Here is a 25,089-nt window from a genome sequence, read left to right on the forward strand (position 1 = left end):
TAGCGGCTTTCACGTCGTCCGAACGAACGACGCCGGCCAGGCCGCGCATCCCGTCATCATAGCGGCTCGCGCGCCCCATTTACGCGTTTCCGCCCTGCCGGCAACGCTCGCCGGCCGTTTCGAACCAGCCCGCATGTTCACGCTTTCCGATTTCGATTTCAATCTGCCGCCCGAGCTGATTGCACAAACCGCGCTGCCCGATCGCACCGCGAGCCGCCTGCTCGAGGTCGACCGCACCGTCGAGCCCGCGCGCCTCGTCGACCGCAAATTCGCCGAGCTGCCGTCGTGCATCGCGCCCGGCGACCTGCTCGTCTTCAACGATACCAAGGTGCTGAAGGCGCGCTTCTTCGGCCAGAAGGCCAGCGGCGGCAAGATCGAGGTGCTGATCGAGCGCGTGACGGGCACCCACACGGCGCTCGCGCAGATCCGCGCGAGCAAGTCGCCGGGCGCCGGCACGACGCTGCGCCTCGCCGACGCGTTCGACGTGACGGTCGGCGAGCGCGTCGAGCCGTTCTTCACGCTGCACTTCCCCGAGCCGTGCCTCGTGCTGATCGAGCAGTTCGGCCGCCTGCCGCTGCCGCCGTATATCGAGCACGATCCCGACGCGACCGACGAGACGCGCTACCAGACCGTCTACGCGAGCAATCCGGGCGCGGTCGCCGCGCCGACGGCCGGGCTGCACTTCGACCAGCCGCTGCTCGACCAGCTCGACGCGATGGGCGTCGAGCGCGCGACGCTGACGCTGCACGTCGGCGCCGGCACGTTCCAGCCGGTGCGTGTCGACAACATCGCCGAGCACAAGATGCACAGCGAGTGGTACGACCTGCCGCAGTCGCTCGTCGACCGGATCGCCGCGACCCGCGCGCGCGGCGGCAACGTGATCGCGGTCGGCACGACGTCGATGCGCGCGCTCGAAGCCGCCGCGCGCACGGCAGGCGAAGCGGGCCGCCCGCTCGCGGCGACGCAGGCCGAGACCGACATCTTCATCACGCCCGGCTACCGTTTCCGCGTGGTCGACCGGCTCGTCACGAATTTCCACCTGCCGAAGTCGACGCTGCTGATGCTGGTGTCCGCGTTCGCGGGCGTCGAGACGATCCGCTCCGCTTACCGGCACGCGATCGACCAGCGCTACCGCTTCTTCAGCTACGGCGACGCGATGCTGCTCACGCGGCGCGACACGCCGGAGGCGGCCGGCGTGCAAACCGGCGCATAAGCGCGACGCACCCTTTTTCCCCGCCGCCGGCTTGCCGGCGGCGTTTCCAACATGCGCCGGACTGTTTTCCGGTAGCAAGGAGCACGACACGATGACCGAAGGTTCATCCCACGATACGCACGCCCCCGTGCAGGACCGCCCGGCAAACGGGCTCGAATTCGAACTGCTGACGACCGACGGCCACGCGCGCCGCGGCCGCGTGAAGCTCAACCACGGCGTGGTCGAAACGCCGATCTTCATGCCGGTCGGCACGTACGGCACCGTGAAGGCGATCCAGCCGCGCGAGCTGCACGAGATCAAGGCCCAGATCATCCTCGGCAACACGTTCCACCTGTGGCTGCGCCCGGGCCTCGACACGATCGACGCGCACGGCGGCCTGCACGCGTTCATGGGCTGGAACAAGCCGATCCTGACCGATTCGGGCGGCTTCCAGGTGTTCTCGCTCGGCGACCTGCGCAAGATCACCGAGGACGGCGTCACGTTCGCGTCGCCGATCAACGGCGACAAGCTGTTCCTGTCGCCGGAAGTGTCGATGCAGATCCAGAAGGTGCTGAATTCCGACGTCGTGATGCAGTTCGACGAGTGCACGCCGTACGCAACCAACGGCGTGCCGACGACGCACAAGGAAGCGGCCGACTCGATGCGCATGTCGCTGCGCTGGGCGAAGCGTTCGCTCGACGAGTTCGACCGGCTCGGCAACCCGAATGCGCTGTTCGGGATCGTCCAGGGCGGGATGTTCGAGGACCTGCGCGACGAATCGCTCGCGGGCCTGTCGGAACTCGGCTTCCACGGCCTCGCGATCGGCGGGCTGTCGGTCGGCGAGCCGAAGGAAGACATGATGCGCGTGCTGCGGCACGTGGGCCCGAAGCTGCCGGCCAACAAGCCGCACTACCTGATGGGCGTCGGCACGCCGGAGGACCTGGTCGAGGGCGTCGCCAACGGCGTCGACATGTTCGACTGCGTGATGCCGACCCGCAACGCGCGCAACGGCTGGCTGTTCACGCGCTTCGGCGACGTGAAGATCCGCAACGCGACGCACAAGAACTCGCTGAAGCCGCTCGACGCGAGCTGCACGTGCTACACGTGCCAGAACTTCTCGCGCGGCTACCTGCATCACCTGCACCGCGTCGGCGAAATCCTCGGCGCGCAGCTCAACACGATCCACAACCTGCACTACTACCTGCAGCTGATGAGCGAGATCCGCGACGCGATCGAAACCCATACGTTCGACGCGTTCCGCCAGCGCTTCGCGGAGGATCGCGCGAGAGGCGTCGACTGACGGGCCGGCGGGCCGCGCGGCGGCCCGTCACATAGGACGAGTACTAAATAACGCGTTCCAGTCGCCCGTCACGACCGCCAAATATTACAATTGCCTTTCCAAACAAGTCGCAACGGTGTCGGTTCGCGCTTTAACAGCTTGATCCGAAAGCGCATTTGCCGAGCCGTTTGCGCATGGGGCCGGTGGTAGAATAACCGGCTTATTTTTCGAAGTTCCCCTACGGAGAGACCAACGTGCCGTTCATTTCCAATGCCTTCGCGCAAGGTGCCGGTGGCGCCGAATCGAGCCTGATGAGCTTTCTGCCGCTCATCCTGATGTTCGCTGTGCTCTACTTCATCATGATCCGTCCGCAGATGAAGCGGCAGAAGGAGCACCGCAACATGCTCTCGGCCATGGCCAAGGGCGACGAAGTCGTCACGAGCGGCGGCCTCGTCGGCAAGGTGACGAAGGTCACCGAAGGCTACATCGGCGTCGAGATCGCCGAAGGCACTGAAATCACCGTGCAGAAGGCTGCGGTCACGACCATTCTGCCGAAGGGCACGATCAAGTCGCTGTAAGCCCTTCGCCGAGCGTCCGGCTCCCCGCGCCGTGCCCGCCTGAGAGAGCGGGCCGCCGCGGCGCCGGACGCGACGCTTTCACGCCAACCACCCGTTCGGCCCCCTCATGAATCGTTATCCACTCTGGAAATATGTCGTGATGGTCGTGGCGCTCGCCATCGGCTTTCTGTACACATTGCCCAACTTCTTCGGCGAAGCGCCGGCGGTGCAGGTGTCGAGCGGCAAGGCCACGGTCAAGCTCGACTCGACCACGCTGACCCAGGTCGAATCCGCGCTCGCCTCCGCGCAGATCACGCCGGACGACGTCACCTTCGAGAACACGGCCACCAACGCGAACATCCGCGTGCGCCTGAAGGACACCGATACGCAGCTGCGCGTCAAGGACCTGCTGCAGAAGTCGCTGAACGCCGATCCGAACGATCCGCAATACGTCGTCGCACTGAACCTGCAGAGCGCGTCGCCGCGCTGGCTGACCGCCCTGCACGCGCTGCCGATGTATCTCGGCCTCGACCTGCGCGGCGGTGTCCACTTCCTGCTCCAGGTCGACATGACGGGCGCGCTCACGAAGAAGCTCGACTCCGACGCGTCCGACGCGCGCACGCTGCTGCGCGACAAGAACATCCGCGACGGCGGCGTGAGCCGCGTCGACCAGTCCGTCGTCGTCAACTTCAGCGATGCGCAAACGGCGGAAGACGCCCGCAAGGTGCTCGCGCTGTCGATCACCGAACTGCAATGGGCGACCCAGCCCGGCGGCGGCGGCACGCAGGTCGTCGGCACGTTCACGCCGGCCGTGCAGAAATCCGTCGAGGACGCCGCGCTCAAGCAGAACCTGACCACGCTCCACAACCGCGTGAACGAACTCGGCGTGTCGGAGCCGATCCTGCAGCAGCAAGGCAGCGATCGCATCGTCGTCGAACTGCCGGGCGTGCAGGACACCGCGAAGGCGAAGGACATCATCGGCCGCACCGCGACGCTCGAAGCGCGCCTCGCCGATCCGATCAACACGCACCCGAACCCGAACGACCCGGTGCCGCCGGGCGAGGAACTGTTCACGCAGGGCATCCAGGCGCCGGTGCTGCTGAAGAAGGACGTGATCTTCACCGGCGACCGCATCATCGATGCATCGGCCGGTTTCGACGACCACCAGCGTCCGTCGGTCAACATCCGTCTCGACTCGGCGGGTGGCCGCTCGGTGCGCACGGTGTCGCGCGACAACATCGGCAAGCCGATGGCGATGGTGCTGTTCGAGAAGGGCAAGGGCGAAGTGCTGACGGTCGCGACGATCCAGTCCGAACTCGGCGACCGCTTCCAGATCACGGGCCAGCCGACGCCGCAGGCCGCGGCCGACCTCGCGCTGCTGCTGCGCGCCGGTTCGCTCGCCGCGCCGATGGACATCATCGAGGAACGCACGATCGGCCCGAGCCTCGGCGCCGACAACATCCGGATGGGCGTCCACTCGGTGATCTGGGGCTTCTGCGCGATCGCCGTGTTCATGATCGCGTACTACATGCTGTTCGGCGTCGTCTCGGTGATCGGCCTGTCGGTGAACCTGCTGCTGCTCGTCGCCGTGCTGTCGCTGATGCAGGCCACGCTGACGCTGCCCGGTATCGCGGCAATCGCACTCGCGCTCGGTATGGCGATCGACTCGAACGTGCTGATCAACGAGCGCGTGCGTGAGGAACTGCGCGCGGGCCAGCCGCCGCAGCTCGCGATCCAGGCCGGCTACGCGCATGCGTGGGCGACGATCCTCGACTCGAACGTCACGACGCTGATCGCCGGCCTCGCGCTGCTCGCGTTCGGCTCGGGCCCGGTGCGCGCGTTCGCGATCGTGCACTGTATCGGTATCCTGACGTCGATGTTCTCCGCGGTGTTCTTCTCGCGCGGGCTCGTCAACCTCTGGTACGGCGGCCGCAAGAAGCTGAAGTCGCTCGCGATCGGCCAGGTGTGGAAGCCGGAAGGCGCCGCAGCCCCCGCCTCGTTCGACGCGGCGGACGAATCGACCGACACCGCGCGCGCCGCGAAGCTCGCCGCCCCCACGAAGGGCAACGCGCCGCGCACCGGCAAGCCGCAGCTGCGCAACCGCGCGCAGCAAGGCGTGTCGCCGAAGAAACCGGGCTCGACCCAATAAGGCCCCGGAGACGAGACCATGGAATTTTTCCGCATCCGTAAAGACATTCCGTTCATGCGGCACGCGCTGGTGTTCAACGTGATCTCGCTGGTCACGTTCCTCGCCGCCGTGTTCTTCCTGTTCCACCGCGGGCTGCACCTGTCCGTCGAATTCACCGGCGGTACGGTGATCGAAGTGCAGTACCAGCAGACCGCGGAACTCGAACCGGTGCGCGCGACGCTCGGCAAGCTCGGCTACGCCGACGCGCAGGTGCAGAACTTCGGCACGTCGCGCAACGTGCTGATCCGGCTGCAGCTGAAGGAAGGCCTCACGTCCGCGCAGCAGAGCGACCAGGTGATGAACGCGCTGAAGGCGCAGAGCCCGGACGTCACGCTGCAGCGCGTCGAGTTCGTCGGCCCGCAGGTCGGCCGGGAGCTCGCGACCGACGGCCTGCTCGCGCTCGCGTGCGTCGTGATCGGCATCGTGATCTACCTGTCGTTCCGCTTCGAATGGAAGTACGCGGTCGCCGGCATCATCGCCAACCTGCACGACGTCGTGATCATTCTCGGCTTCTTCGCGTTCTTCCAGTGGGAGTTCTCGCTGGCGGTGCTCGCGGCCATCCTCGCGGTGCTCGGCTACTCGGTCAACGAGTCGGTCGTCATCTTCGACCGGATCCGCGAAACGTTCCGCCGCGAACGCAAGATGAACGTGCAGGAAGTGATCAACCACGCGATCACGACCACGATGTCGCGGACGATCATCACGCACACGTCGACGGAAATGATGGTGCTGTCGATGTTCTTCTTCGGCGGCCCGACGCTGCACTACTTCGCACTCGCGCTGACGGTCGGCATCATGTTCGGCATCTACTCGTCGGTGTTCGTCGCGGGCTCGCTCGCGATGTGGCTCGGCATCAAGCGCGAAGACCTGATCAAGGACAAGAAGACCGCGCACGATCCGGACGATCCGAACGCGGGCGCGCAGGTTTAAGCAGCGCGCCGCTTCGGCAAACACCAAAAGGCCGGTCCACCAGGACCGGCCTTTTTTCATGCGCGGGCCGCGGCCCGCCTCGGCCGGATCGCGGCAGTCCTGCCGGGGCGTCGGCTACAATCGTCGGCGTCCCGCCCCCGCCACCCGTCCGAACCTGCGGCTTCCATGATGCCTCCCGTGCGTGCCGTTCTTCGCCTCGCCCTCTGCAGCGCAGCCGTCGTGGCGGTCGTCATGCCGTTCGCGCCGCCGGCCCGCGCGCAATCCGCCTCCGCCCCGCCCGCCGCGTCGCAGCCGTCGCCCTGCCCGCCCGACTGGGAACCGCAGCTCTGCGAATTGAAGGCGGCCGTCGAAGTACTGAAGAAGCAGCACCTGACCGACGTCGACATCGGCGCGCTGCTCGATGCCACCGTGCACGACGGCATGAAGACGCTGCCGTACGCGCGCTTCTTCAACGCGAAGGAGGAGCAGGAACGGCGCGACGACGAGCGGCGCGCGCGCGACGGCACACCGGCCATCGGGATCGTCTTCGAGACGCGGCCCGACGGGCTGCACATCATCGACGTGATTCCCGACGCGCCCGCCGAGAAGGCCGGCGTACGTCCCGACGATCTCGTGGTCGCGATGAACGACAGGAGCGTCGTCGGCATCGACAGCAGCGAGCTCGTGAAACTCGCGAAAGGCGACGCGGGCGTCCCGCTGAAGCTCACGGTGCAGCGCGGCCCGAACCATGCGGTGCTGAACTTCGCGCCTGTGCGCGCGATCGTCAAACCGCATCCGGCGATCGCAAAGCGGCTCGCCGGCGACATCCTGTACACGCGGCTGTCGAGCTTTCCGGAACCGGCGGTCGGCGACTACATCGACGCGGTGCAGGCCGCGCGCCGCGCCGGCCCGCCGGTGAAAGGCATGATTCTCGACCTGCGCATCAACGGCGGCGGTGCGCTCAATGCGGCGATCGGCATCACCGCGCTGCTCGCGGGACGCGACCGCACCGCGATGGTGACGGTCGAGCGCGGCGACGCCAACCGCCGCCGCTTCTCGACCAACTGGCCCGACTACGAACTGCCGGTGATGCACGGGCAGGATCCGCTCGCGCCGCTGCAGACCGACGACTGGTGGCACACCGTGCCGCTCGTCGTGCTCGTCGACGGCCAGAGCGCGTCGGCCGCCGAAGCGACCGCGGCGGCGCTGAAGGATCTCGGCCGGGCGAAACTGCTCGGTATGCCGACCTACGGGAAGGGGCTCGCGCAGACCGGTGTCGACCTGATCGACGGCACGCGCCTGAATTTCACGTTCGCGCGCAACCTGCGGCCGAACGGCTGCCCGATGGACGGCTACGGCGTCGTGCCGGACTGGCTCGTGCCGCCGCGCCGCGACTCGGACGTCGACGGCGTGCTGCTGTGGTACCGGGAAGCCGATCTCGCCCGCGCACCGTATGCGGACCGGCTGGCGCCCGACCCGTTCGCGCACGTGCGCAAGGAACGGCAGGCACTGCGCGAGCAGCGCGTGCGCGCGAAGGTCGATACGTCGAAAAGCGCGGCGCTGCCGCAGCGCGCGTTCGGCACCGCCGGCGACTGGCAGTTGCAGCAGGCGCTCGCCGCACTCGCGGGGCGCCCCGTGCGGACCGTCTATGCGCCGGCGCAGTTGATGCCCGCGCAACCCGTGTGCGAGCGCGGCGGCAGCTGACGCGCCGCCGCCTGCCCTGTCACCGGAACGTCACCGGAACCCGAACCGCCGGCGCAGCACGATCAGCGCCGCGAGGCTCAGCACGGCCGCGAACATCAGGTAGAAGCTCGGCGCGGTCTTCAGCCCGGTCGCGCGAATCAGCCACGCGATGATGAATGGCCCGAAGCCGCCGAAGATCGTCACCGCGACGTTATACGCGAGCGACATCCCGGTCGTGCGCGTCTGCACCGGGAACACCTCGGACAGCAACCCCGGCAGCGCCGCGAAGTAGCCGGTCATCAGGAACGCGAGCAGCACCTGCAGTGCGATCAGCGTGCCGAAGCCCGGATGCGCGACCAGATACGCGAACGCCGGATAGATCAGCACGAGGATGCCGATGGCCGGCGCGACCATCACGCGCACGCGGCCGTAACGGTCCGACCAGTGGCCGACGAGCGGCGCGAACGCCATCTGGATCACGCCGACCACGAGGATCGCCGCGAACGCCGCGGACGGTGCAAGGCCGAGCTGCTTCACGCCGTAGGTCGGCATGAACAGCACCAGATAGGTCGCGACGGTACCGAGCACGACCACGCCCATCGCGGCGACCAGGCGCGCCTTGTGCGACGCGAACGTGTCGCGCAGCGGGTTCGCGGTGCCTTCGGCCGCGAGGAATTCCGGCGTCTCGTCGACCTTCGTGCGGATGTAGTACGCGACGGGCCCGAGCAGCAGGCCGAAGAAGAACGGCACGCGCCAGCCCCACGCGGCCATCTGCGCGGCCGTGAGCTGCGCGTTCAGCACGGTGCCGAAGCCGGCGGCGAGCAGCGTCGTGAGCCCCTGGCTCGCGACCTGCCAGCTCGCGAAGAAGCCGCGCCGTCCCGGCACGTGCTCGGCGAGGAACGCGGTCGCGCTGCCGAACTCGCCGCCCGCCGAGAAGCCCTGCATCAGCCGCGCGGCGACGAGGATCACCGGCGCCGCGACGCCGATCGTCTCGTAGGTCGGCAGCACCGCGATGATCAGCGTGCCGACCATCATCAGCAGGATCGACAGCGTGAGCGCGGCCTTGCGGCCCGCGCGGTCGGCATACGCGCCGAGCACGATCGCGCCGAGCGGCCGCATGAAGAACGACACGCCGAACGTGCCGAGCGTGAGCAGCAGCGACACGGTGTCGTTGCCGGCAGGAAAGAACAGCTTCGCGATCGTCACCGCGAAGAAGCCGTAGACGACGAGATCGAACCACTCGAGCGCATTGCCGATCGACGCGGCGACCACCGCGCGCCACACGCGCGGCGACGAGGCAATGGAACGGGACTGCGTGGCGGCATGCATCGGCGATCTCCTTGTCGTTGTACGTTCTGTTCGAGGCGGCCGCTTGCGGCACCGTCGGCCTGCCCGGCGCCGCGGGCGGCGCTCGGGCGATTATAGGCGCGCAAAAAAATACCGCCGCGCCCCCGGCAACGGGAACGCGGCGGTTGGCTCGCGCCGGGCTGACCCGGCCGGAAACCTTACTGCTGCTTGATCGCTTCGGCCGTGATCAGCAGCTTCGTCTTCATCTTGAAGCCGTACTGCTTGCCGTAGTCGAGACCGAAATCGTCGCGGCTGAATTCGCCGACCGCGTCGACGCCGCACACTTCACGCTTGAGCATCGGGTGCGGCATGCACTTGAACGAGTCGATCTTCAGCGTCACCGGCTTCGTGACGCCATGCAGCGTCAGGTTGCCGACCACCGATACCGGCTTGTCGCCGTCGAACTTGATCGTGCCCTTGTAGTTCGCCTGCGGGAACTTCGCGACGTTGAAGAACTCGTCCGTCTGCAGATGCTCGTCGAGCTTCGCGCTGCCCGTGTGGATCGACGCGATGTCGGTCGTCACGTCGACCGTACCGGTCTTTGCCGCGCGGTCGAGCGTCACGGTGCCGCTCGACTTGTCGAACTTGCCGCGCCAGACCGACAGGCCGCCCATGTGGTCGCCCTCGAAGCTCGGGTACGTGTGAGCCGGGTCGAACTGGTACGTCGCGCTGTCGGCGAACGCCGAGAACGACAGCGAAGCGGCCAGCGCGCCCGCGGCGATCATCAGATGCTTTTTCAACTCTTTCTCCTTGGAACGGCGCCGCGCCCTCGCGCGGCATTCAGTGAGGTGACAGGCCGCCGCTTACTTCGTGGCGACGAGATGGAACTTGATCTGCACTTCGTCCGCGACGACCGACGTGTCCTTCCATTCGCCGGTGCCGACGTTGAACGTCGAACGCTTGATCGGCAGCACGCCGTCGAAGGTCTGCGTCGCGCCGCTCTGCGTGACGGTGACGGGCACCGTGACGGTCTCGGACTTGCCCTTGACCGTCAGCTTGCCGGTCACGTTGTACTTGTTGCCGCCCGCCGGCGCGATCGCCGACGACACGAACGTTGCCTGCGGGTACGTCTTCGCGTCGAACCAGTCCTTGCCGGCAACCTGGTCGTTGTACATCTTGTCGCCGAGGTCATAACTCGCGACATCGATCGTCATCTGGGCGCTGCCCTGCGCGGCCTTCGCCGCGTCGAACTTCACCTGAGCGGAAAACTTCTTGAACGCGCCTTCGGTCGGCACGTTCATCTGCTTCGACACGGCGGACACCTTGCTCTTCGCGAGATCGACATCGGCGAGCGCCGCGCCCGACGCGACAAGTGACACCGCGGCGAACGCGGTCAGCATGGAGCGGGAGAAAGACACTTTCATGGGATCCTTCATTTGGCAAAGGGAAGCATCCGCGACAGCAGGCCGTCGCGGTCCAACAGCTGGTGCTTGAGCGCGGCGACCACGTGCAGCGACACGAGCGCAAGCAGAATGTAATTCAAAGACACGTGGAGCGTCTTGAAGGTTTCCTTCAGCACCGGATCGGGGTCGATCAGCCGCGGCAGCGGCACGATGCCGAGATAGACGACCGGGATGTTCGCCGCCGAGCTGTACAGGTAGCCCGTGATCGGGATCACCAGCATCAGCAGGTACAGCAGGAAGTGCACGCCGCTCGACGCCGCGCGCTGCCATGCCGGCGTATCGCCCGGCAGTGACGGCGGCACGTGGGTCGCGCGCCACAGCACGCGCACGACGGCCAGCACAAATGCCGTCACGCCGATCCACTTGTGCCACGAGAAGTACTTCAGCTTCGTCGGCGTGAAGCCGGGGATGTCCGTCATCACCCAGCCGAGCGCGAAGCCGCAGACGATCAGCAGCGCGATCAGCCAGTGCAGCGCGATCGCGGTCTGCGTATAGCGTACCGGCCTGGCCGGCAGCGAATTCGATGCCATCTTGGATTTCCTCAGTTCAGCGAACAGCCGCGCCGGTCACGAGTCCGACGCTTGTCAAGGGCGCCATGCTACCGCAACCTTTTGACGCGCGCGGACTCTGAGGACAGGCGTGCCAGCCGCCTGACGGTTTCCTGTCATGTTACCGCTCGGTCACTCAACATGCGATCGTTGACACGCCGAAAAAGGCCTTTTGGTAAGATTGGCGCGGGTTCCGGCCCCGTCGACGCGTCCCCCCGCCGTCGCACAACCGCATTTTCCATGCAACGAAACGACCTGATTGCCTGTCACGAGTGCGACGCACTGTTGCACAAACCGCGCCTCGGCGGCCGCGAAATCGCGCGCTGCCCGCGCTGCGACGCGCTCCTCTATCGCAACAGCGCCGCGCAGATCGAGCGGATCTGCGCGCTCGCGCTCGCGGCGCTGATCACGTTCTCGATCGCGCAGGCGTTCCCGATCCTCGAAATGGATGTAAACGGCAACCGCGTGCAGACGACGCTGATCGGCGCGATCGACTCGCTGTGGCGCCAGGACATGGCGATCGTCGGCGTGATGGTGTTCTGCTCGACCGTGCTGTTCCCGCTCGTCGAGATGGCCGCGCTGCTGTACCTGCTGCTGCCGATCCGCCGCGGCGTCGTGCCGCCCGGCTTCAACCTGGTGCTGCGCGCGATCGAGCTCGTGCGGCCATGGGGGATGATCGAGGTGTTCATGCTCGGGATCCTCGTGACGATCGTGAAGATGGTGAGCCTCGCGCGCGTGGTGCCGGATGCCGCGCTGTTCGCGTTCGCCGCGCTCACGCTGATGATCGCCGTCGTGCTGATGTTCGATCCGCGCACGCTGTGGGACATCGCCGACGACCTGCGCGCCGGGCGCTCGCCCGAACCGCCGGCGCAACCCGACGACGCCGCGCCGCTGCCCGAGGCCGCCCGCCGATGACGACACCGACCGCCGCCCGCGAAGGTTATGCGAGCTGCCACTCGTGCGGGCTCGTGCAGACGCTCGACCGGCCGCACGCGCATTGCGCCCGCTGCGGCGCCGTGCTGCATTTCCGCATCCCGAACAGCATCATGCGCACGTGGGCACTGCTGCTCGCTGCCGTGATCCTCTACATTCCCGCGAACCTGCTGCCGATCATGCGCACGTCGTCGATCGTCGGTTCGCAGGAAGACACGATCATGAGCGGCGTCATCTATTTCTGGGTGTCGGGCGACTGGCCGCTCGCCGTCGTCGTGTTCGTCGCGAGCATTCTCGTGCCGATGCTCAAGCTCGGCGTGCTGACGATCCTCGTGATCAGCTCGCAGCGCCGCTCGCCGTGGCGACCGATGCAGCGCACGCGCCTCTACCGGATCGTCGAGCGCATCGGCCGCTGGTCGATGCTCGACATCTTCGTCGTGACGCTCACCGTCGCGCTCGTTCATTTTCGTTCACTCGCCGTCATCACGGCCGGCCCCGGCGCACTTGCGTTCGGCTCGGTCGTGATCCTGACGATGCTCGCGTCGATGCAGTTCGATCCCCGCCTGATCTGGGATCCAGTCGAAAACTCAGGAAATCTCAATGAATAGTCCACAAGGCCCGCAGCACGACGCGCCCCGGCCGCCCGATCCGACGATCTCGACGAAAAGCGGCTGGCTGCCGTCGCTCGTCTGGCTCGTGCCGCTGATCGCCGCGCTGATCGGCATCGGCCTCGTGATCAAGTCCGTGCGCGAGCGCGGCCCGGAAATCACGCTGAGCTTCCACACCGCCGAAGGGCTCGAGCCCGGCAAGACCCAGGTCAAGTACAAGGACGTCGAGATCGGCACGGTCAAGACGATCAAGCTGTCGAAAGACCTGTCCCGCGTGCTCGTCCAGGTGCAGCTCAAGAAGGAAGCCGAGGACTTCGCGGTCAAGGGCTCGCGCTTCTGGATCGTGCGTCCGCGCATCGGCGCGACCGGCGTGTCGGGGCTCGGCACGCTGCTGTCCGGCGCGTACATCGGCGTGGACGCCGGCCGCTCGCAGGATTCCCAGACCGACTTCACGGGCCTCGAGACGCCGCCGGCCGTCACCGGCGACCAGAAGGGCACGCAATACGTGCTGCGCGGCGATTCGCTCGGCTCGGTCGACATCGGCTCGCCGGTCTATTACCGCCGCGTGCAGGTCGGCCAGGTGGTCGGCTTCTCGCTCGACAAGGACGGCACGGGCGTCACGTTCAACGTGTTCGTCAACGCGCCGTACGACCAGTACGTTGGCGTGAACTCGCGCTGGTGGCAGGCGAGCGGCGTCGACCTGCGGCTCGATTCGAGCGGCCTGAAGTTGAACACGCAGTCGCTCGCGACGGTGATCCTCGGCGGCATTGCGTTCCAGACGCCGCCGAACCAGGGCAGCGGCACGACGGCGCCGAACAACACGACGTTCCGCCTGGGCTCCGACGAGGGCGACGCGATGCGCGACCCGGACGGCCAGCCGCTGCAGGTCGTGATGAACTTCAACCAGTCGCTGCGCGGGCTCGCCGTCGGCGCAACGGTCGACTTCCGCGGCATCGTGCTCGGCGAAGTGACGAATATCGGCATCGACTTCGATCCGAAGTCGAAGAACTTCATGATGCCGGTGACGATGAACGTGTATCCGGAGCGCCTCGGCCGCCGCTTCCGCGAATCGATCGAGAGCAAGGGCGAACCGGCCCGCCGCGAGATCGTCGAGCGGCTCGTCCAGCACGGGCTGCGCGGCCAGCTGCGCACCGGCAACCTGCTGACGAGCCAGCTGTACGTCGCGCTCGACTTCTTCCCGAAGGCGCCGGCCGCGAAGCTCGACACGTCGCGCCAGCCGCTCGAGCTGCCGACCGTGCCGAACACGCTCGACGAACTGCAGCTGCAGGTCGCCGACATCGCGAAGAAGCTCGACAAGGTGCCGTTCGACCAGATCGGCGCGAACCTGAACAGCGCGTTGTCGAACGCCGACAAGCTGTTCAAGCAGCTCGACACGCAGGTCGCGCCGGAAGCGCGCGACACGCTGTCGGCCGCGAAGCAGACCTTCTCGACCGCCGAGGCGACGCTGCAGCAGGATTCGCCGCTGCAGTCCGACGTGCGCGGCGCGCTGAAGGAGCTCACGCGCACGCTGCAGTCGCTGAACGCGCTCGCCGACTATCTGGAGCGTCACCCCGAATCGCTGCTCAAGGGCAAGCCAGGAGATCAACAATGACGACACGCGTGAACGGTTTCGCGAGCGGCGCGGCGGCGGCCATCGCCGCACTCGCGCTCGCCGCGTGCAGCTCGCCGCCCGCGCGGTTCTACACGCTCAGCCCGGCCGACGCCGCAGCGCCGGTACGCACCGCGCCGGCCAACCCGGCGTTCCTGATCGAGGTGCCGTCGGTCGGCGTGCCCGAGCAGGTCGCGAAGAACCAGCTGGTCGTGCAAAAGAACGCCGCGCAGGTCGACGTGCTCGAGCAGGAACGCTGGGCGTCGCCGCCCGCCGACGAGATCCGCCGCGCGCTGTCGGACGATCTCGCCGCGCAGCTCGGCACGATCGACGTCGCGAATTCCGCGTACCCGGCCGGCGTGCCCGTGTATCGCGTCAGCGTGAACGTGCAGCGCTTCGAGTCGTGGCCCGGCAAACGCGCGGCGGTCGACGCCGTGTGGAGCGTGCGCTCGCTCGGCACGCAGGCCGTGATGACCTGCCGCACGAGCGTCGCGGAACCGGTCGCCGACGGCTACGACGCGCTCGTCGCCGGCCACCGGCGCGCGCTCGACGTGATTGCCGCGCAGGCCGCGGCCGGCGTGCGCGCGATGGCCGCACGCCGTGGCACAACGGCGCCGCAGACCGGCAGCAAGACGGCCGCCGCGCCGGTCGTGCCGTGCCCGGCCAACCCGACGTCGGGCAGCGACGGCGCGACGGGCAAGTCCGGCGCATAAGCGCGCGGCGCGCAGGCGAACGTCCGAAGCGGCGTTCGTCCGCGCGGCTGCGTCCGGCCCGGTGCGGCCGATCGCGATCGCCGGCAGCCACCGGCATGACCCGGCCGCAGCCGGCCTCGCCCCGCTTTCATCGGCCGAACGGCCGGTTTGCATTGTTTGTCAAAGTAGGCCGGAACCGGCGCCATCCAACGCGGTCGGCTTGCGTTTTCCGGCCCGATTGACGATCCTACGCACTTTCAGGCTCGCACCGCCCGTCGGGCGCGCCAGTCAGCGGCGCCGGGCCGCGTTCGGCCCGACCGCCGTGCCTCCCGGCGCCTGCACGCGATCGGCGTGCATCGCAGCGGGGCAGCCGCATCGCGGGTCGCCGCGCATCGTCCGGCAACCGGCCCCGTCTCACCCGTTCTCCCCGGCGCCGTGCCGATTTCCCGGCAGGCATCCCGAACCCGCCCGTCCAGGGCTTTCGCTATTCCGTTTATGTTTCGTTCCCTGACGACCCTGATCAAGAAGTGGCGCGCGTCGCGCAATGCCGGTCACCAGCTCGATGCGCTGCTCGCGCACGCCGATGCCGATGCGTCGTATGCCGAGCGCAGCGAATGGCTGATCGAACTCGCGCACTGGCTGCGCCGCGGCGGCACGATGCAGGCCGCGCAGGAAGCCGCGACCGATCGCGACGCCGACGCGCGCGCGTATCCGGCTCATGCGCGGCTGCGCTACCTGTTCCACGTGCTCGATCGCAACCCCGCGTGGAAAGCGCACGCGGCGCGCATCCTGCGCGGCGTCCTGCGCGATTGCGACGGCATCTCGCTGCTGTGCGACGCCGGCATGCCCGTGCACTCGGGCTTCTTCGGCGCGCTGTTCGAGCGGATCGACTCGTCGCTGATCCCGCCCGCGCCGAACCGCCGCGAGCTGTCGGCGCTGTTCACGCTGATGTTCCCGACACCCGACGACGTGCAATGGATCGACGCGCTGCCCGACGACCTGCTCGCGCGCCTCGCCGACCTGATCTCGTTCGACGTCACCGACGAGGAACGCCACGAGCCCGGTTCGTTCTCGCGCGACCTGCTGGCCGCGCTGCACAACCTGACCTGCCAGATCAGTTCGACCGGCCTGTCGCAGACGGTGCGCAGCCGGCTGTCCGACGACGATGCGCGCAAGCCGCTCGAAACGCAGCCGTTCTACCGCCTCACGCGCGCGATGCTCGCGGTCGAGACCGCGCACGCGGCCGTCGAGGACGGCGGCGACCCGAGCAAGCTGCTGCATGAAGTGAACTACCTGCGCGTGCTGCTCGACGAATGCCGGATCGCCGTCGACGACGTGTTCTCGCACCTGTACCGCAACGGCGTGTCGGTCGACATCGTGTTCCAGGTCGAGCGGATGCGCATGCGCATCCTGCGCGCCGAAACGCTGCTGAACGCGTGGATGGCGCGCGACGACCTGCACGGGATGGCGCGCCTGACGGCCGAGCTCGTCGACGCGAACCAGAACAGCCAGAGCGTGACGCACCTCGTGCGCAGCAACTTCTCGCTGTTCGCGCGCAAGCTGGTCGAGACCAACGCGGATACCGGCGAGCACTACATCTCGCGCGGCCGCGCCGAGTACCTGAAGATGCTGCGGATGGCCGCGGGTGGCGGCCTCGTCACCGTCGCAACCGTGTGCGTGAAGTTCGCGATCACGGGCGCGCACCTGCAATCGATGCTCGAAGGGCTGCTCGCGGGCGTCAACTACGCGGCCAGCTTCATGCTGATGCACTTCCTGCACTTCACGCTCGCGACCAAGCAGCCCGCGATGACCGCGCCGACGCTCGCGCGCGAGCTCGACGACACCGGCCACGACGAAGGCGTGAAGACGTTCGTCTCGTCGGTGATCGCGCTGATCCGCACGCAGGCGGCCGCGATTTCCGGCAACGTGCTCGTCGTGCTACCCGTGTGCCTGCTCGTGCAACTGTTCGCGGGCAACGTGCTGCACGCGAACCTGATCTCGCCGGAGAAGGCGCACGCGACGCTGCACTCGTTCTCGCTGCTCGGCCCGACGCCGTTCTACGCGGCGCTGACCGGCGTGCTGCTGTGGGCGTCGAGCCTGCTCGCGGGCTGGGCCGACAACTGGTTCGTGCTGCACCGGGTCGGCGACGCGCTCACGTACAACCGCCGGCTGCGCCTCACGCTCGGCGCGGCCGGCGCCGCGAAGCTCGCGCACTTCTGCCGCTCGAACGTCGCCGGCGTGGTCGCGAACGTCGGCCTCGGCCTGATGCTCGGCCTGATTCCGGCGATCGTCACCGTGTTCATGTTCCCGTTCGAGGTGCGGCACGTGACGCTGTCGGCCGGCTCGATCGGGATCGCGCTCGGCGTGCTGGGCAAGGATGCGCTCGGGACGCCCGAGCTGTGGTGGGCCGGCGCCGGCGTGCTCAGCATGGCGATCCTCAACGTGCTCGTGAGTTTCGCGCTCGCGTTCACGATGGCCGTGCGCTCGCGCAGCCTGCGCCCGACCAAGGTGCGCGCGCTCGTCGCCGCGATCGTCCGCACGATGCTGTCGAATCCGCTCGCGCTGTTCTGGCCGGCCGGCGGCCAGGGCTCGCGCGCCGGTCAGCCGGGCTCGCACTGAGCCTGCGGGGCGGTATGGCGGTGCCCGGCCAGGCGCCGCCACACCGGCCTCCCGGCACGCAATCGCGGCCGTCGCGCCCGCGTCGCCGCGCCGAAACGCGCCGCCCCGCGACGCAACCCCGGCCCCGGCCGCCCGCGCCGCGTACAATAGTGCACTTTTGCACGTCCTCCCCCGCCTTATGTCCTCGCCCACCCTGTACGAATTCTTCGCCCCCTGCCCGCGCGGCCTCGAAGCGGCGCTTGCCGCCGAGCTGGCCGAAATCGCCGGCCGACACCTGAACGGCGCGCCGTTCACCGCGGGCGCGCAGGTGCCGGGCGGCGTCCATTTCAGTGGCGGCTGGGCGGCCGGCATGGCCGCGAACCTCCATTCGCGAATCGCGAGCCGGGTCCTGCTGAAGATCGCGCACCGCGCGTACCGCAACGAGCAGGACGTCTACGCGCTCGCGCTCGAGCAGCCGTGGGAGCGCTGGTTCGCGGCAACGCAGACGCTGCGCGTCGACATCACCGCGATCAAGTCGCCGCTGAAGAGCCTCGAATTCGCGACATTGCGCGTGAAGGACGCGATCTGCGACCGGATGCGCGACAAGACCGGCGCGCGCCCGAGCATCGACACCGGTGCGCCGGACGTGCGCGTGTTCGCGTTCCTGACGGCCAACGAATGCACGCTGTACCTCGACACGTCCGGCGAGCCGCTGTTCAAGCGCGGCTGGCGCCTCGACAAGGGCGCGGCGCCGTTGCGCGAGAACCTCGCGGCCGGCATCCTGCGCCTGACGGGCTGGACACCCGGCACCGCGCTGTACGACCCGATGTGCGGCAGCGGCACGTTCCTCGCCGAAGCCGCGCAGATCGCGCTCGGCGTGGCGCCCGGCGTCGAGCGCCGGTTCGGCTTCGAGAAACTCAAGCAGTACGACATCACCGCGTGGCAGGGCCTGAAGGTGCCGGCGCTGGACGCGAAACGCGCGGCGCGCGGCAAGCGCGCCGACGCGCTCGGCGTGTACGGCAGCGACATCTCCGGCGACATGCTCGAAAAGGCGCGCGCGAACCTCGAGCGCGCGGGCGTGCCGTCGGTATGGCTCAAGCAGGTCGACGCACGCGGGATGACGCCGCCGTGCGACGGGCCGGGCATCATTCTCGCAAACCCGCCGTACGGCGAGCGGATCGAAGTGCGCGGCCGCAGCGCGCGCGGTGAGGTGCGCGAAACCGGCCGCAACCGCGGCAACGACGACGCGTTCCGCCGCACGCACACCGACGCGCCGGACAGCGAGTTCTTCAACGCGCTCGGCGATGCGCTGAAGCAGCGCTTCACGGGCTGGCAGGCGTTCCTGCTGACGTCCGACCGTTCGCTGCCGGGCCAGCTGCGGCTGCGCGAATCGGCAAAAACGCCGCTGTTCAACGGCGCGCTCGAATGCCGGCTGTTCCGTTTCGACCTGATCGCCGGCAGCGTGAAGGCGCGCCCGGCCACGCCGGAAGGCGACGCGTAAGCAACGCAAGCGTGCGGGGCCGCCATCGCGGCGCCCGCGCACGCTTCCCCCCGGCGCCGGTCAGTGCTTCGACTTCGACCAGCGCTCCATCGTGAACGGCAGTGCCTGCCCGGTCTCGAGCAGCGTCTTCAGGCTCGACAGCACGACCGGCCACCCGCCGCGAATCCCGCGATCCATCTCCGAACCGGCCACGAGCCCGTCGTGCGTGACGGTCAGCTTCACGACGCCCTCGAACGGCTCGACGAGATAGGTCACGCGCGATTCCTCGCCTTCCCCTGACGGCGTACGCCACGTGACGACCAGCCGGTGCGGCGGATCGTTCTCGACCACTTCGCCGACGATGTCGACACGCGACGGATCGTCGTAGTCCTGATGCTCCCACCGCGAGCCCGGCCGCCAGTCGGGCGACGCGTTGCGATGCCGCACCCAGTAGTCCTTCGTCAGCTCGGCATTGGTCAGCGCGTCGAACACGCGTTCGGGCGTCGCTGCGATGAAAGTCACGTACACAAAAGCGGGATTACCCATCGTCGTCTCCTGTCTCGCGGGCCGCTTCCAGCCCGCGCTTGAGATCCGCCAGCGCCTGCAGGCGCTGACGCTCGAACTTGCCGATCCAGCGTTCCGCGATGTCGTGGATCGGCACCGGATTCAGGTAGTGCAGCTTCTCCCTGCCGCGCCACGCGGTCGCGACAAGGTTCGCGGCCTCGAGCAACGCGAGATGCTTGCTCACGGCCTGCCGGCTCATCGCGAGCCCGTCGCACAGTTCGGACAGCGTCTGGCCGTTTTTCGCATGCAGCAGGTCGAGCAACTGGCGGCGCGTGGCATCGGCCAGCGCCTTGAAAACAAGATCCATGCCGCTCCCGGGTCAATGGCTTTATTATGCAACCAAATGGTTGCATGTCAAAGGTGACAACTCTACTGACAATACGGTGTCAGCAGGCCGCGATCACACTGCAATCCCGGCGCAATGCAAGGCTGGTTTCCACACAGAACCCGAACGAACAAGGAGCTCGTCATGACGTCCGCAACTGCCACCGCAACCCTCGAGCGCGCGATCGCGTGGTTCGACATTCCGTCCCTCGATTTCGACCGGGCGATCCGCTTTTACGAAACCGTGCTGCAAACGACGCTGCAGCGCGAAGTCATCGGCGGCGTGCCGATGGCCACGTTCGATCGCGATGCGTCGAGCACGGGCGGCAGCATCGTGTTCGATCCGCAGCAGATGAAGCCGAGCGCGAACGGCGTGCTCGTGTACCTGAACGCCGGCGAGTCGGTCGTCGCGGCACTCGAACGCGCGAAGCGCGCGGGCGGCATCGTGCAGGGCACGGTCGTCGAACTGCCGAACAACTACGGCTATATCGGCTATCTGATCGATACCGAAGGCAACCGCGTCGGCCTGCACGCGCCGAAATGCCATTGAGCGCATCGGCCATCGGGCCGGCGCGGCGCTATCATCGCGAAGTCCCCGTTGCTGAAGGAATCGAGGTGCTGCCATGACGCGCCGTGCCGACCGCCTGTTCCAGATCGCCGAGCTGTTGCGCGGGCGTCGTCTCACGACCGCGCAGCAGCTTGCCGACTGGCTGTCGGTGTCGCCGCGCACGGTCTATCGCGACGTGCGCGACCTGCAACTGTCAGGGGTGCCGATCGAAGGCGAAGCCGGCATCGGCTACCGGCTGAATCGCAACGCGAGCCTGCCGCCGCTCACGTTCACGGCCGAGGAGCTCGCGGCACTCGCCACCGGCGCGCGCATGCTCGAGACCTGGGGCGGGGCGCGCTTCGCGAGCGGCGCCCGCTCGGCGCTCGCGAAGATCGCGTCGGCGATGCCGGCCGACAAGCGCACGGCGCTCGACCGCCTGCCCGTGTTCGCGCCGTCGTTCCACATCGACGAGACGTTCTGCGCGAAGGTCGACGCGATCCACCAGGCCATCGACACGCGCCACGTCGTCAGCTTCGGTTACCGCGACCGCCTCGGCGCGCATTCGCAACGCCGCGTGTGGCCGCTCGGGCTCGTCTACTGGGGCGGCCGCTGGACGATCGGCGCGTGGTGCGAGCTGCGCGACGATTTCCGCACCTTCGACATCGCGCGGATGGGCGACATCACCGTGCACGAGCAGTTTCCGGACATGGAAGGACGGCGGATCGCCGACTACATGCGGATCGCGGAAGCACCGATGCGCTGACGCGGCACGACGGCGGGCGCGCACCACGTGCGTGCCGCGCGCCGCCGCCGTTCGTTCCCCATCTCGCCGTTCCTACCCGCCGAACACCACCGGCCGCTTCGGCCGCTCGTCGACGTGCAGCGAAAACACGTCGGCACGCGCGTAGTGGCCGACGACGTCGAAGTCGTAGCGCGCGCGCACAAGCTCGTCGGTATCGATACGCGCGGTCACGAGCCCGGCCTCGCCGATCAGCGGCTCCGTCAGCAGGTCGCCGAGCGGCCCGACGATCACGCTGCCGCCGCGGATCAGCGGCCGTTCGGGATCCCAGCCCGGCACGTCGATACCGAGCGCGCGCGGCGACGGCTGCACCTGGCACGCGCTCACGACGAAGCAACGCCCCTCGTGCGCGATGTGCCGCATCGAGCTCTGCCACAGGTCGCGCTCGTCGACGGTCGGCGCACACCAGATCTGCACGCCTTTCGCGTACATCGCGCAGCGCAACAGCGGCATGTGGTTCTCCCAGCAGATCGCGGCACCCGCGCGCCCTGCGGCCGTGTCGACGACCGGCAGCGTCGAGCCGTCGCCCTGCCCCCAGATCAGCCGCTCGGTGCCGGTCGGCATCAGCTTGCGGTGCTTCGCGACGAGCCCGTCGCGCGGATCGAAGAACAGCGCGGTGCAGTACAGCGTGCTGCCGCCGCGCTCGATCACGCCGACCACGAGACTCGCGCCCGTACGCTGCGACAGCGCGGCCAGCTCGTCGGTTTCGGGGCCCGGCACGTCGATCGCCTGCGCGGCGTAGCGCGCATACGCGTCGCGGCCTTCGGGCAGCCGGTAACCGAGCCGCGTGCCGAAGATCTCGCCTTTCGGATAGCCGCCGAGCACGGCCTCCGGCAGCACGACGAGCGACGCACCGCTGTCGCGGATCGCGGTTTCGTAGCCGAGGATCGTGTCGAGCGTGGCGCGCGTGCCGGCGGGTGATGCGCCGATCTGCAGCGCGGCGATGACGGATATGGACATGAGGGCGTCTCCGGTGAATGGGATGCCGTCATCTTTATCGATAAGATGTCATCGATCAAATCGATAGAACGATAACTGTCATGAATGCAGATGATATCGCCGGCCTCGACCTGAACCTGCTGAAGGTATTCGAGGCGCTGTACGAGGAAGGCGGCGCGAGCCGCGCGGCGCTGCGGCTCGATCTCACGCAGTCGGCCGTCAGCGCGGCGCTCGCGCGGCTGCGCGTGATCTATGCCGATCCGCTGTTCGTGCGCACCGGCCGCGGGCTCGCGCCGACGCCGCGCGCGGACGAGCTGAAGCCGATCCTGTCCGACGCGCTCGACCGCTGCCGCGAAAGCCTCGCGATCGCCGCCGACAGCGGCGACCGCGTCGGCCGCACGATCTCGATCGGGCTGTCGGACGACTTCGAGATCGCGCTCGGCCGCGCGCTGATCGACGCGGTCGCGCGAGAGGCCGCCGGCATCCGGCTGATCTTCCGGCAGACCCACAGCGGCATCGCCGGCGACGCGCTGCTGCGGCACGGCGTCGATCTCGCGATCGCGTCGGGCGGCTTCTCGGCGAACGGGCTCAGCCGCCGCGCGGTCGCGACGGGTGGTTATGCGTGCCTGATCGATCCGGCCGCCCGCGCGCGACCGCCGCGCACGCTCACGCTCGCCGATTTCCTGCGGCGCGACCACCTGCTCGTGTCGTCGGGCGGCGTGATCGGGATCGTCGACGAGGCGCTGGCCGCGCTCGGCCACAAGCGCCGCGTCGCGGCATCGACCACGCATTTCGCCGCGTTGCCGTACCTGCTCGCCGGCTCCGACGCGGTGGCGACGATTCCCGCACACGCGGCGCGCGCGATCGCGCAATCGACCCCGCTGCGCGCGCTCGCGTGCCCGGTCGAACTGCCGCGCTATCCGGTCGAAATCGGCTGGCGCACGAGCACGCAGCGCGACCCGGCGATCGTGCGCGTGCGAGACACGATCGCCGCCTGCGTCGCGAACCTCGTCGCACCATGAAAAAAGCCCGGCCGGCTTGCGCCGGTCGGGCCGTTCCGGGCGAACCGCCCGCGAATCGAAGCAGGCGGGCGCGTTGCCAGTACGCGCGTTACTCGACGGACTTCACCATGTCCTCGATGACCTTCTTCGCATCGCCGAACACCATCATCGTCTTGTCCATGTAGAACAGGTCGTTGTCGAGGCCCGCGTAGCCGGCCGCCATCGAGCGCTTGTTGACGATCACCGTGCGCGCCTTGTACGCCTCGATGATCGGCATTCCCGCGATCGGTGATTTCGGATCGTTCTTCGCGGCCGGGTTCACCACGTCGTTCGCGCCGAGCACCAGCACCACGTCGGCCTGCCCCATCTCGCCGTTGATGTCCTCCATCTCGAACACGATGTCGTACGGCACTTCCGCTTCCGCGAGCAGCACGTTCATGTGCCCCGGCATCCGCCCGGCAACCGGGTGAATTGCGTAGCGCACATCGACGCCCTTCTCGATCAGCTTGTCGGTCAGCTCCTTCAGCGCGTGCTGCGCGCGGGCGACGGCCAGCCCGTAGCCCGGCACGATCACGACCGATTCCGCGTTGCCGAGCATGAACGACGCATCCTCGGCCGAACCCGACTTCACCGGCCGCTGCTCCTGCGCGCCCGCCGCACCGCCGGCCGACGCCTCGCCGCCGAAGCCGCCAAGGATCACGTTGAAGAACGAACGGTTCATCGCGTGGCACATGATGTACGACAGGATCGCACCCGACGAGCCGACCAGCGAGCCGGCAATGATCAGCATCGCGTTGTTCAGCGAGAAGCCGATGCCGGCCGCCGCCCAGCCCGAGTACGAGTTCAGCATCGACACGACCACCGGCATGTCCGCGCCGCCGATCGGGATGATGATCAGCACGCCGAGCACGAACGCGATCGCCGTCATGATGATGAACGGCAGCCACGCCTGCGTGATGACGAACAGGATGCCAAAGCCGAGCATCGCGATCGCGAGCATCAGGTTGATCAGGTGCTGACCCGCGTACACGACCGGCGCGCCCTGGAACAGCCGGAACTTGTACTTGCCCGACAGCTTGCCGAACGCGATCACCGAACCGGAGAACGTGATCGCGCCGACGAACGTGCCGATGAACAGCTCGACGCGATTGCCGTACGGGATGAAGTTCGACGCGACGGCGTCCTGCGGCACGAGCCCGAACGCTTCCGGCTCCGACACCACCGCATACGCGATGCACACGGCCGCGAGACCGATCAGCGAGTGCATCGCCGCGACGAGTTCCGGCATCTTCGTCATCTCGACGCGCGCGGCGACGAATGCACCGACCCCGCCGCCGACGATCAGCGCACCGAGCACCAGTGCAAGGCCGAGCGGCAGGTTCGCGCCGAGCCAGGCCGCCTGCTTGACGATCAGCGCGACCGTCGTGAGGATCGCGATGGCCATCCCGACCATCCCGAACAGATTGCCGCGCCGCGCGCTCTTCGGGTTCGACAGGCCTTTCAGCGCCTGGATGAAGCACACCGAGGCGACGAGGTACAGCAGCGTAACGACGTTCATGCTCATCGCGCGCCCTCCTTCGCCGCCTTCGGCTCCTTCTTGCGGAACATCTCGAGCATTCGCCTCGTCACCAGAAAGCCGCCGAACACGTTGACGGCCGCGAGCGCGACCGCGAGCGTGCCGAAGAACTTGCCGGTCACGCCGACGGTGAGCGCCGCCGCGAGCATCGCGCCGACGATCACGATCGCCGAGATCGCGTTGGTCACGGCCATCAGCGGCGTATGCAGCGCCGGCGTGACGTTCCAGACGACGTGGTAGCCGACGTACACCGCCAGCACGAAGATGATCACGTTGATCACCGTGTGATTGATGACTTCCATGGTCTCCTCCG

The 25,089-nt window shown here is 68.0% G+C and carries 24 protein-coding genes; 15 read left to right on the top strand and 9 right to left on the bottom strand.

The window, feature by feature from the left end; genetic code table 11:
• Positions 1-133: 133 nt before the first annotated feature.
• From queA to ACTRWB_RS14620, 6 genes are all read left to right on the top strand, one after another.
• Entirely contained in the window at positions 134-1,213 is a 1,080-nt protein-coding gene (queA, locus tag ACTRWB_RS14595; protein ID WP_446902302.1) for a tRNA preQ1(34) S-adenosylmethionine ribosyltransferase-isomerase QueA, read from the top strand.
• A 91-nt stretch (positions 1,214-1,304) separates the two neighbouring features.
• Entirely contained in the window at positions 1,305-2,492 is a 1,188-nt protein-coding gene (tgt, locus tag ACTRWB_RS14600) for a tRNA guanosine(34) transglycosylase Tgt (RefSeq protein WP_129513749.1), read from the top strand.
• Between the two features lie 233 nt (positions 2,493-2,725).
• Entirely contained in the window at positions 2,726-3,049 is a 324-nt protein-coding gene (gene yajC, locus ACTRWB_RS14605; RefSeq protein WP_048250795.1) for a preprotein translocase subunit YajC, read from the top strand.
• A 106-nt stretch (positions 3,050-3,155) separates the two neighbouring features.
• Complete coding sequence (secD, locus tag ACTRWB_RS14610) at positions 3,156-5,177, top strand: protein translocase subunit SecD (RefSeq protein ID WP_446902303.1); 2,022 nt, start codon at positions 3,156-3,158, stop codon at positions 5,175-5,177.
• A gap of 18 nt (positions 5,178-5,195) precedes the next feature.
• The gene (gene secF / locus ACTRWB_RS14615; protein ID WP_048250793.1) at positions 5,196-6,146 is read left to right on the top strand and encodes a protein translocase subunit SecF; all 951 of its coding nucleotides are present in this window, start codon (positions 5,196-5,198) and stop codon (positions 6,144-6,146) included.
• Positions 6,147-6,314: 168 nt separating this feature from the next.
• Positions 6,315-7,829 (top strand): S41 family peptidase, encoded by a 1,515-nt coding sequence (locus tag ACTRWB_RS14620; protein WP_446902376.1) that lies wholly within the window; start codon positions 6,315-6,317, stop codon positions 7,827-7,829.
• A 30-nt stretch (positions 7,830-7,859) separates the two neighbouring features.
• Here ACTRWB_RS14620 and ACTRWB_RS14625 read toward each other — a convergent pair whose 3' ends face one another.
• From ACTRWB_RS14625 to ACTRWB_RS14640, 4 genes are all read right to left on the bottom strand, one after another.
• Positions 7,860-9,137: an MFS transporter gene (locus ACTRWB_RS14625; protein ID WP_048250791.1), complete on the bottom strand. Its 1,278-nt coding sequence runs from the start codon at positions 9,135-9,137 to the stop codon at positions 7,860-7,862.
• Between the two features lie 176 nt (positions 9,138-9,313).
• Complete coding sequence (locus tag ACTRWB_RS14630; RefSeq protein WP_129513745.1) at positions 9,314-9,895, bottom strand: YceI family protein; 582 nt, start codon at positions 9,893-9,895, stop codon at positions 9,314-9,316.
• Positions 9,896-9,958: 63 nt separating this feature from the next.
• Positions 9,959-10,519 carry a YceI family protein gene (locus tag ACTRWB_RS14635; protein ID WP_419686254.1) on the bottom strand — a complete coding sequence of 187 codons (561 nt, stop codon included), beginning with the start codon at positions 10,517-10,519 and terminating at the stop codon, positions 9,959-9,961.
• A gap of 8 nt (positions 10,520-10,527) precedes the next feature.
• A complete protein-coding gene (locus ACTRWB_RS14640) occupies positions 10,528-11,088 on the bottom strand; it encodes a cytochrome b (RefSeq protein ID WP_446902304.1) in 561 nt (186 codons plus the stop codon).
• Between the two features lie 258 nt (positions 11,089-11,346).
• Between ACTRWB_RS14640 and ACTRWB_RS14645 the strand changes: the two genes are divergently transcribed.
• The 6 genes from ACTRWB_RS14645 (at position 11,347) to ACTRWB_RS14670 (ending at position 19,047) form a co-directional block, all read left to right on the top strand.
• On the top strand, positions 11,347-12,021 hold the full coding sequence (locus ACTRWB_RS14645; RefSeq protein WP_048250782.1) for a paraquat-inducible protein A: 675 nt from the start codon (positions 11,347-11,349) through the stop codon (positions 12,019-12,021).
• Entirely contained in the window at positions 12,018-12,647 is a 630-nt protein-coding gene (locus ACTRWB_RS14650) for a paraquat-inducible protein A (RefSeq protein WP_129513741.1), read from the top strand. The genes ACTRWB_RS14645 and ACTRWB_RS14650 overlap by 4 nt, the downstream gene beginning before the upstream one ends.
• Positions 12,640-14,259 (top strand): PqiB family protein, encoded by a 1,620-nt coding sequence (locus tag ACTRWB_RS14655; protein ID WP_193097648.1) that lies wholly within the window; start codon positions 12,640-12,642, stop codon positions 14,257-14,259. Before ACTRWB_RS14650 ends, ACTRWB_RS14655 begins: the two co-directional genes overlap by 8 nt.
• On the top strand, positions 14,256-14,969 hold the full coding sequence (locus ACTRWB_RS14660) for a PqiC family protein (protein WP_419686249.1): 714 nt from the start codon (positions 14,256-14,258) through the stop codon (positions 14,967-14,969). The genes ACTRWB_RS14655 and ACTRWB_RS14660 overlap by 4 nt, the downstream gene beginning before the upstream one ends.
• A gap of 474 nt (positions 14,970-15,443) precedes the next feature.
• Positions 15,444-17,567, top strand: coding sequence for a site-specific recombinase (locus ACTRWB_RS14665; RefSeq protein ID WP_446902305.1), 2,124 nt, complete (start codon positions 15,444-15,446; stop codon positions 17,565-17,567).
• A 178-nt stretch (positions 17,568-17,745) separates the two neighbouring features.
• The gene (locus ACTRWB_RS14670; RefSeq protein ID WP_343492950.1) at positions 17,746-19,047 is read left to right on the top strand and encodes a THUMP domain-containing class I SAM-dependent RNA methyltransferase; all 1,302 of its coding nucleotides are present in this window, start codon (positions 17,746-17,748) and stop codon (positions 19,045-19,047) included.
• Between the two features lie 60 nt (positions 19,048-19,107).
• Here ACTRWB_RS14670 and ACTRWB_RS14675 read toward each other — a convergent pair whose 3' ends face one another.
• The gene (locus ACTRWB_RS14675; protein ID WP_129513736.1) at positions 19,108-19,572 is read right to left on the bottom strand and encodes an SRPBCC family protein; all 465 of its coding nucleotides are present in this window, start codon (positions 19,570-19,572) and stop codon (positions 19,108-19,110) included.
• Positions 19,565-19,897, bottom strand: coding sequence for an ArsR/SmtB family transcription factor (locus tag ACTRWB_RS14680; RefSeq protein ID WP_129513735.1), 333 nt, complete (start codon positions 19,895-19,897; stop codon positions 19,565-19,567). The genes ACTRWB_RS14675 and ACTRWB_RS14680 overlap by 8 nt, the downstream gene beginning before the upstream one ends.
• Positions 19,898-20,059: 162 nt before the next feature.
• On the opposite strand from ACTRWB_RS14680, the gene ACTRWB_RS14685 reads away from it, so the two are divergent.
• A complete protein-coding gene (locus ACTRWB_RS14685) occupies positions 20,060-20,464 on the top strand; it encodes a VOC family protein (RefSeq protein WP_048250823.1) in 405 nt (134 codons plus the stop codon).
• A 73-nt stretch (positions 20,465-20,537) separates the two neighbouring features.
• Entirely contained in the window at positions 20,538-21,224 is a 687-nt protein-coding gene (locus ACTRWB_RS14690; RefSeq protein WP_069746174.1) for a helix-turn-helix transcriptional regulator, read from the top strand.
• A 72-nt stretch (positions 21,225-21,296) separates the two neighbouring features.
• Here the strand turns inward: ACTRWB_RS14690 and ACTRWB_RS14695 are convergent, their stop codons facing one another.
• On the bottom strand, positions 21,297-22,220 hold the full coding sequence (locus ACTRWB_RS14695) for a carbon-nitrogen hydrolase family protein (RefSeq protein ID WP_343492948.1): 924 nt from the start codon (positions 22,218-22,220) through the stop codon (positions 21,297-21,299).
• An 80-nt stretch (positions 22,221-22,300) separates the two neighbouring features.
• Between ACTRWB_RS14695 and ACTRWB_RS14700 the strand changes: the two genes are divergently transcribed.
• Complete coding sequence (locus ACTRWB_RS14700; RefSeq protein ID WP_446902306.1) at positions 22,301-23,221, top strand: LysR family transcriptional regulator; 921 nt, start codon at positions 22,301-22,303, stop codon at positions 23,219-23,221.
• A gap of 88 nt (positions 23,222-23,309) precedes the next feature.
• Here the strand turns inward: ACTRWB_RS14700 and ACTRWB_RS14705 are convergent, their stop codons facing one another.
• Together ACTRWB_RS14705 and ACTRWB_RS14710 are read right to left on the bottom strand one after the other, a co-directional pair.
• Positions 23,310-24,764 carry an NAD(P)(+) transhydrogenase (Re/Si-specific) subunit beta gene (locus ACTRWB_RS14705; RefSeq protein WP_446902307.1) on the bottom strand — a complete coding sequence of 485 codons (1,455 nt, stop codon included), beginning with the start codon at positions 24,762-24,764 and terminating at the stop codon, positions 23,310-23,312.
• Positions 24,761-25,078, bottom strand: coding sequence for an NAD(P) transhydrogenase subunit alpha (locus ACTRWB_RS14710; protein ID WP_129513733.1), 318 nt, complete (start codon positions 25,076-25,078; stop codon positions 24,761-24,763). Before ACTRWB_RS14710 ends, ACTRWB_RS14705 begins: the two co-directional genes overlap by 4 nt.
• Between the last annotated feature and the right edge of the window lie 11 nt (positions 25,079-25,089).

This window comes from Burkholderia sp. YIM B11467 (assembly GCF_052952715.1).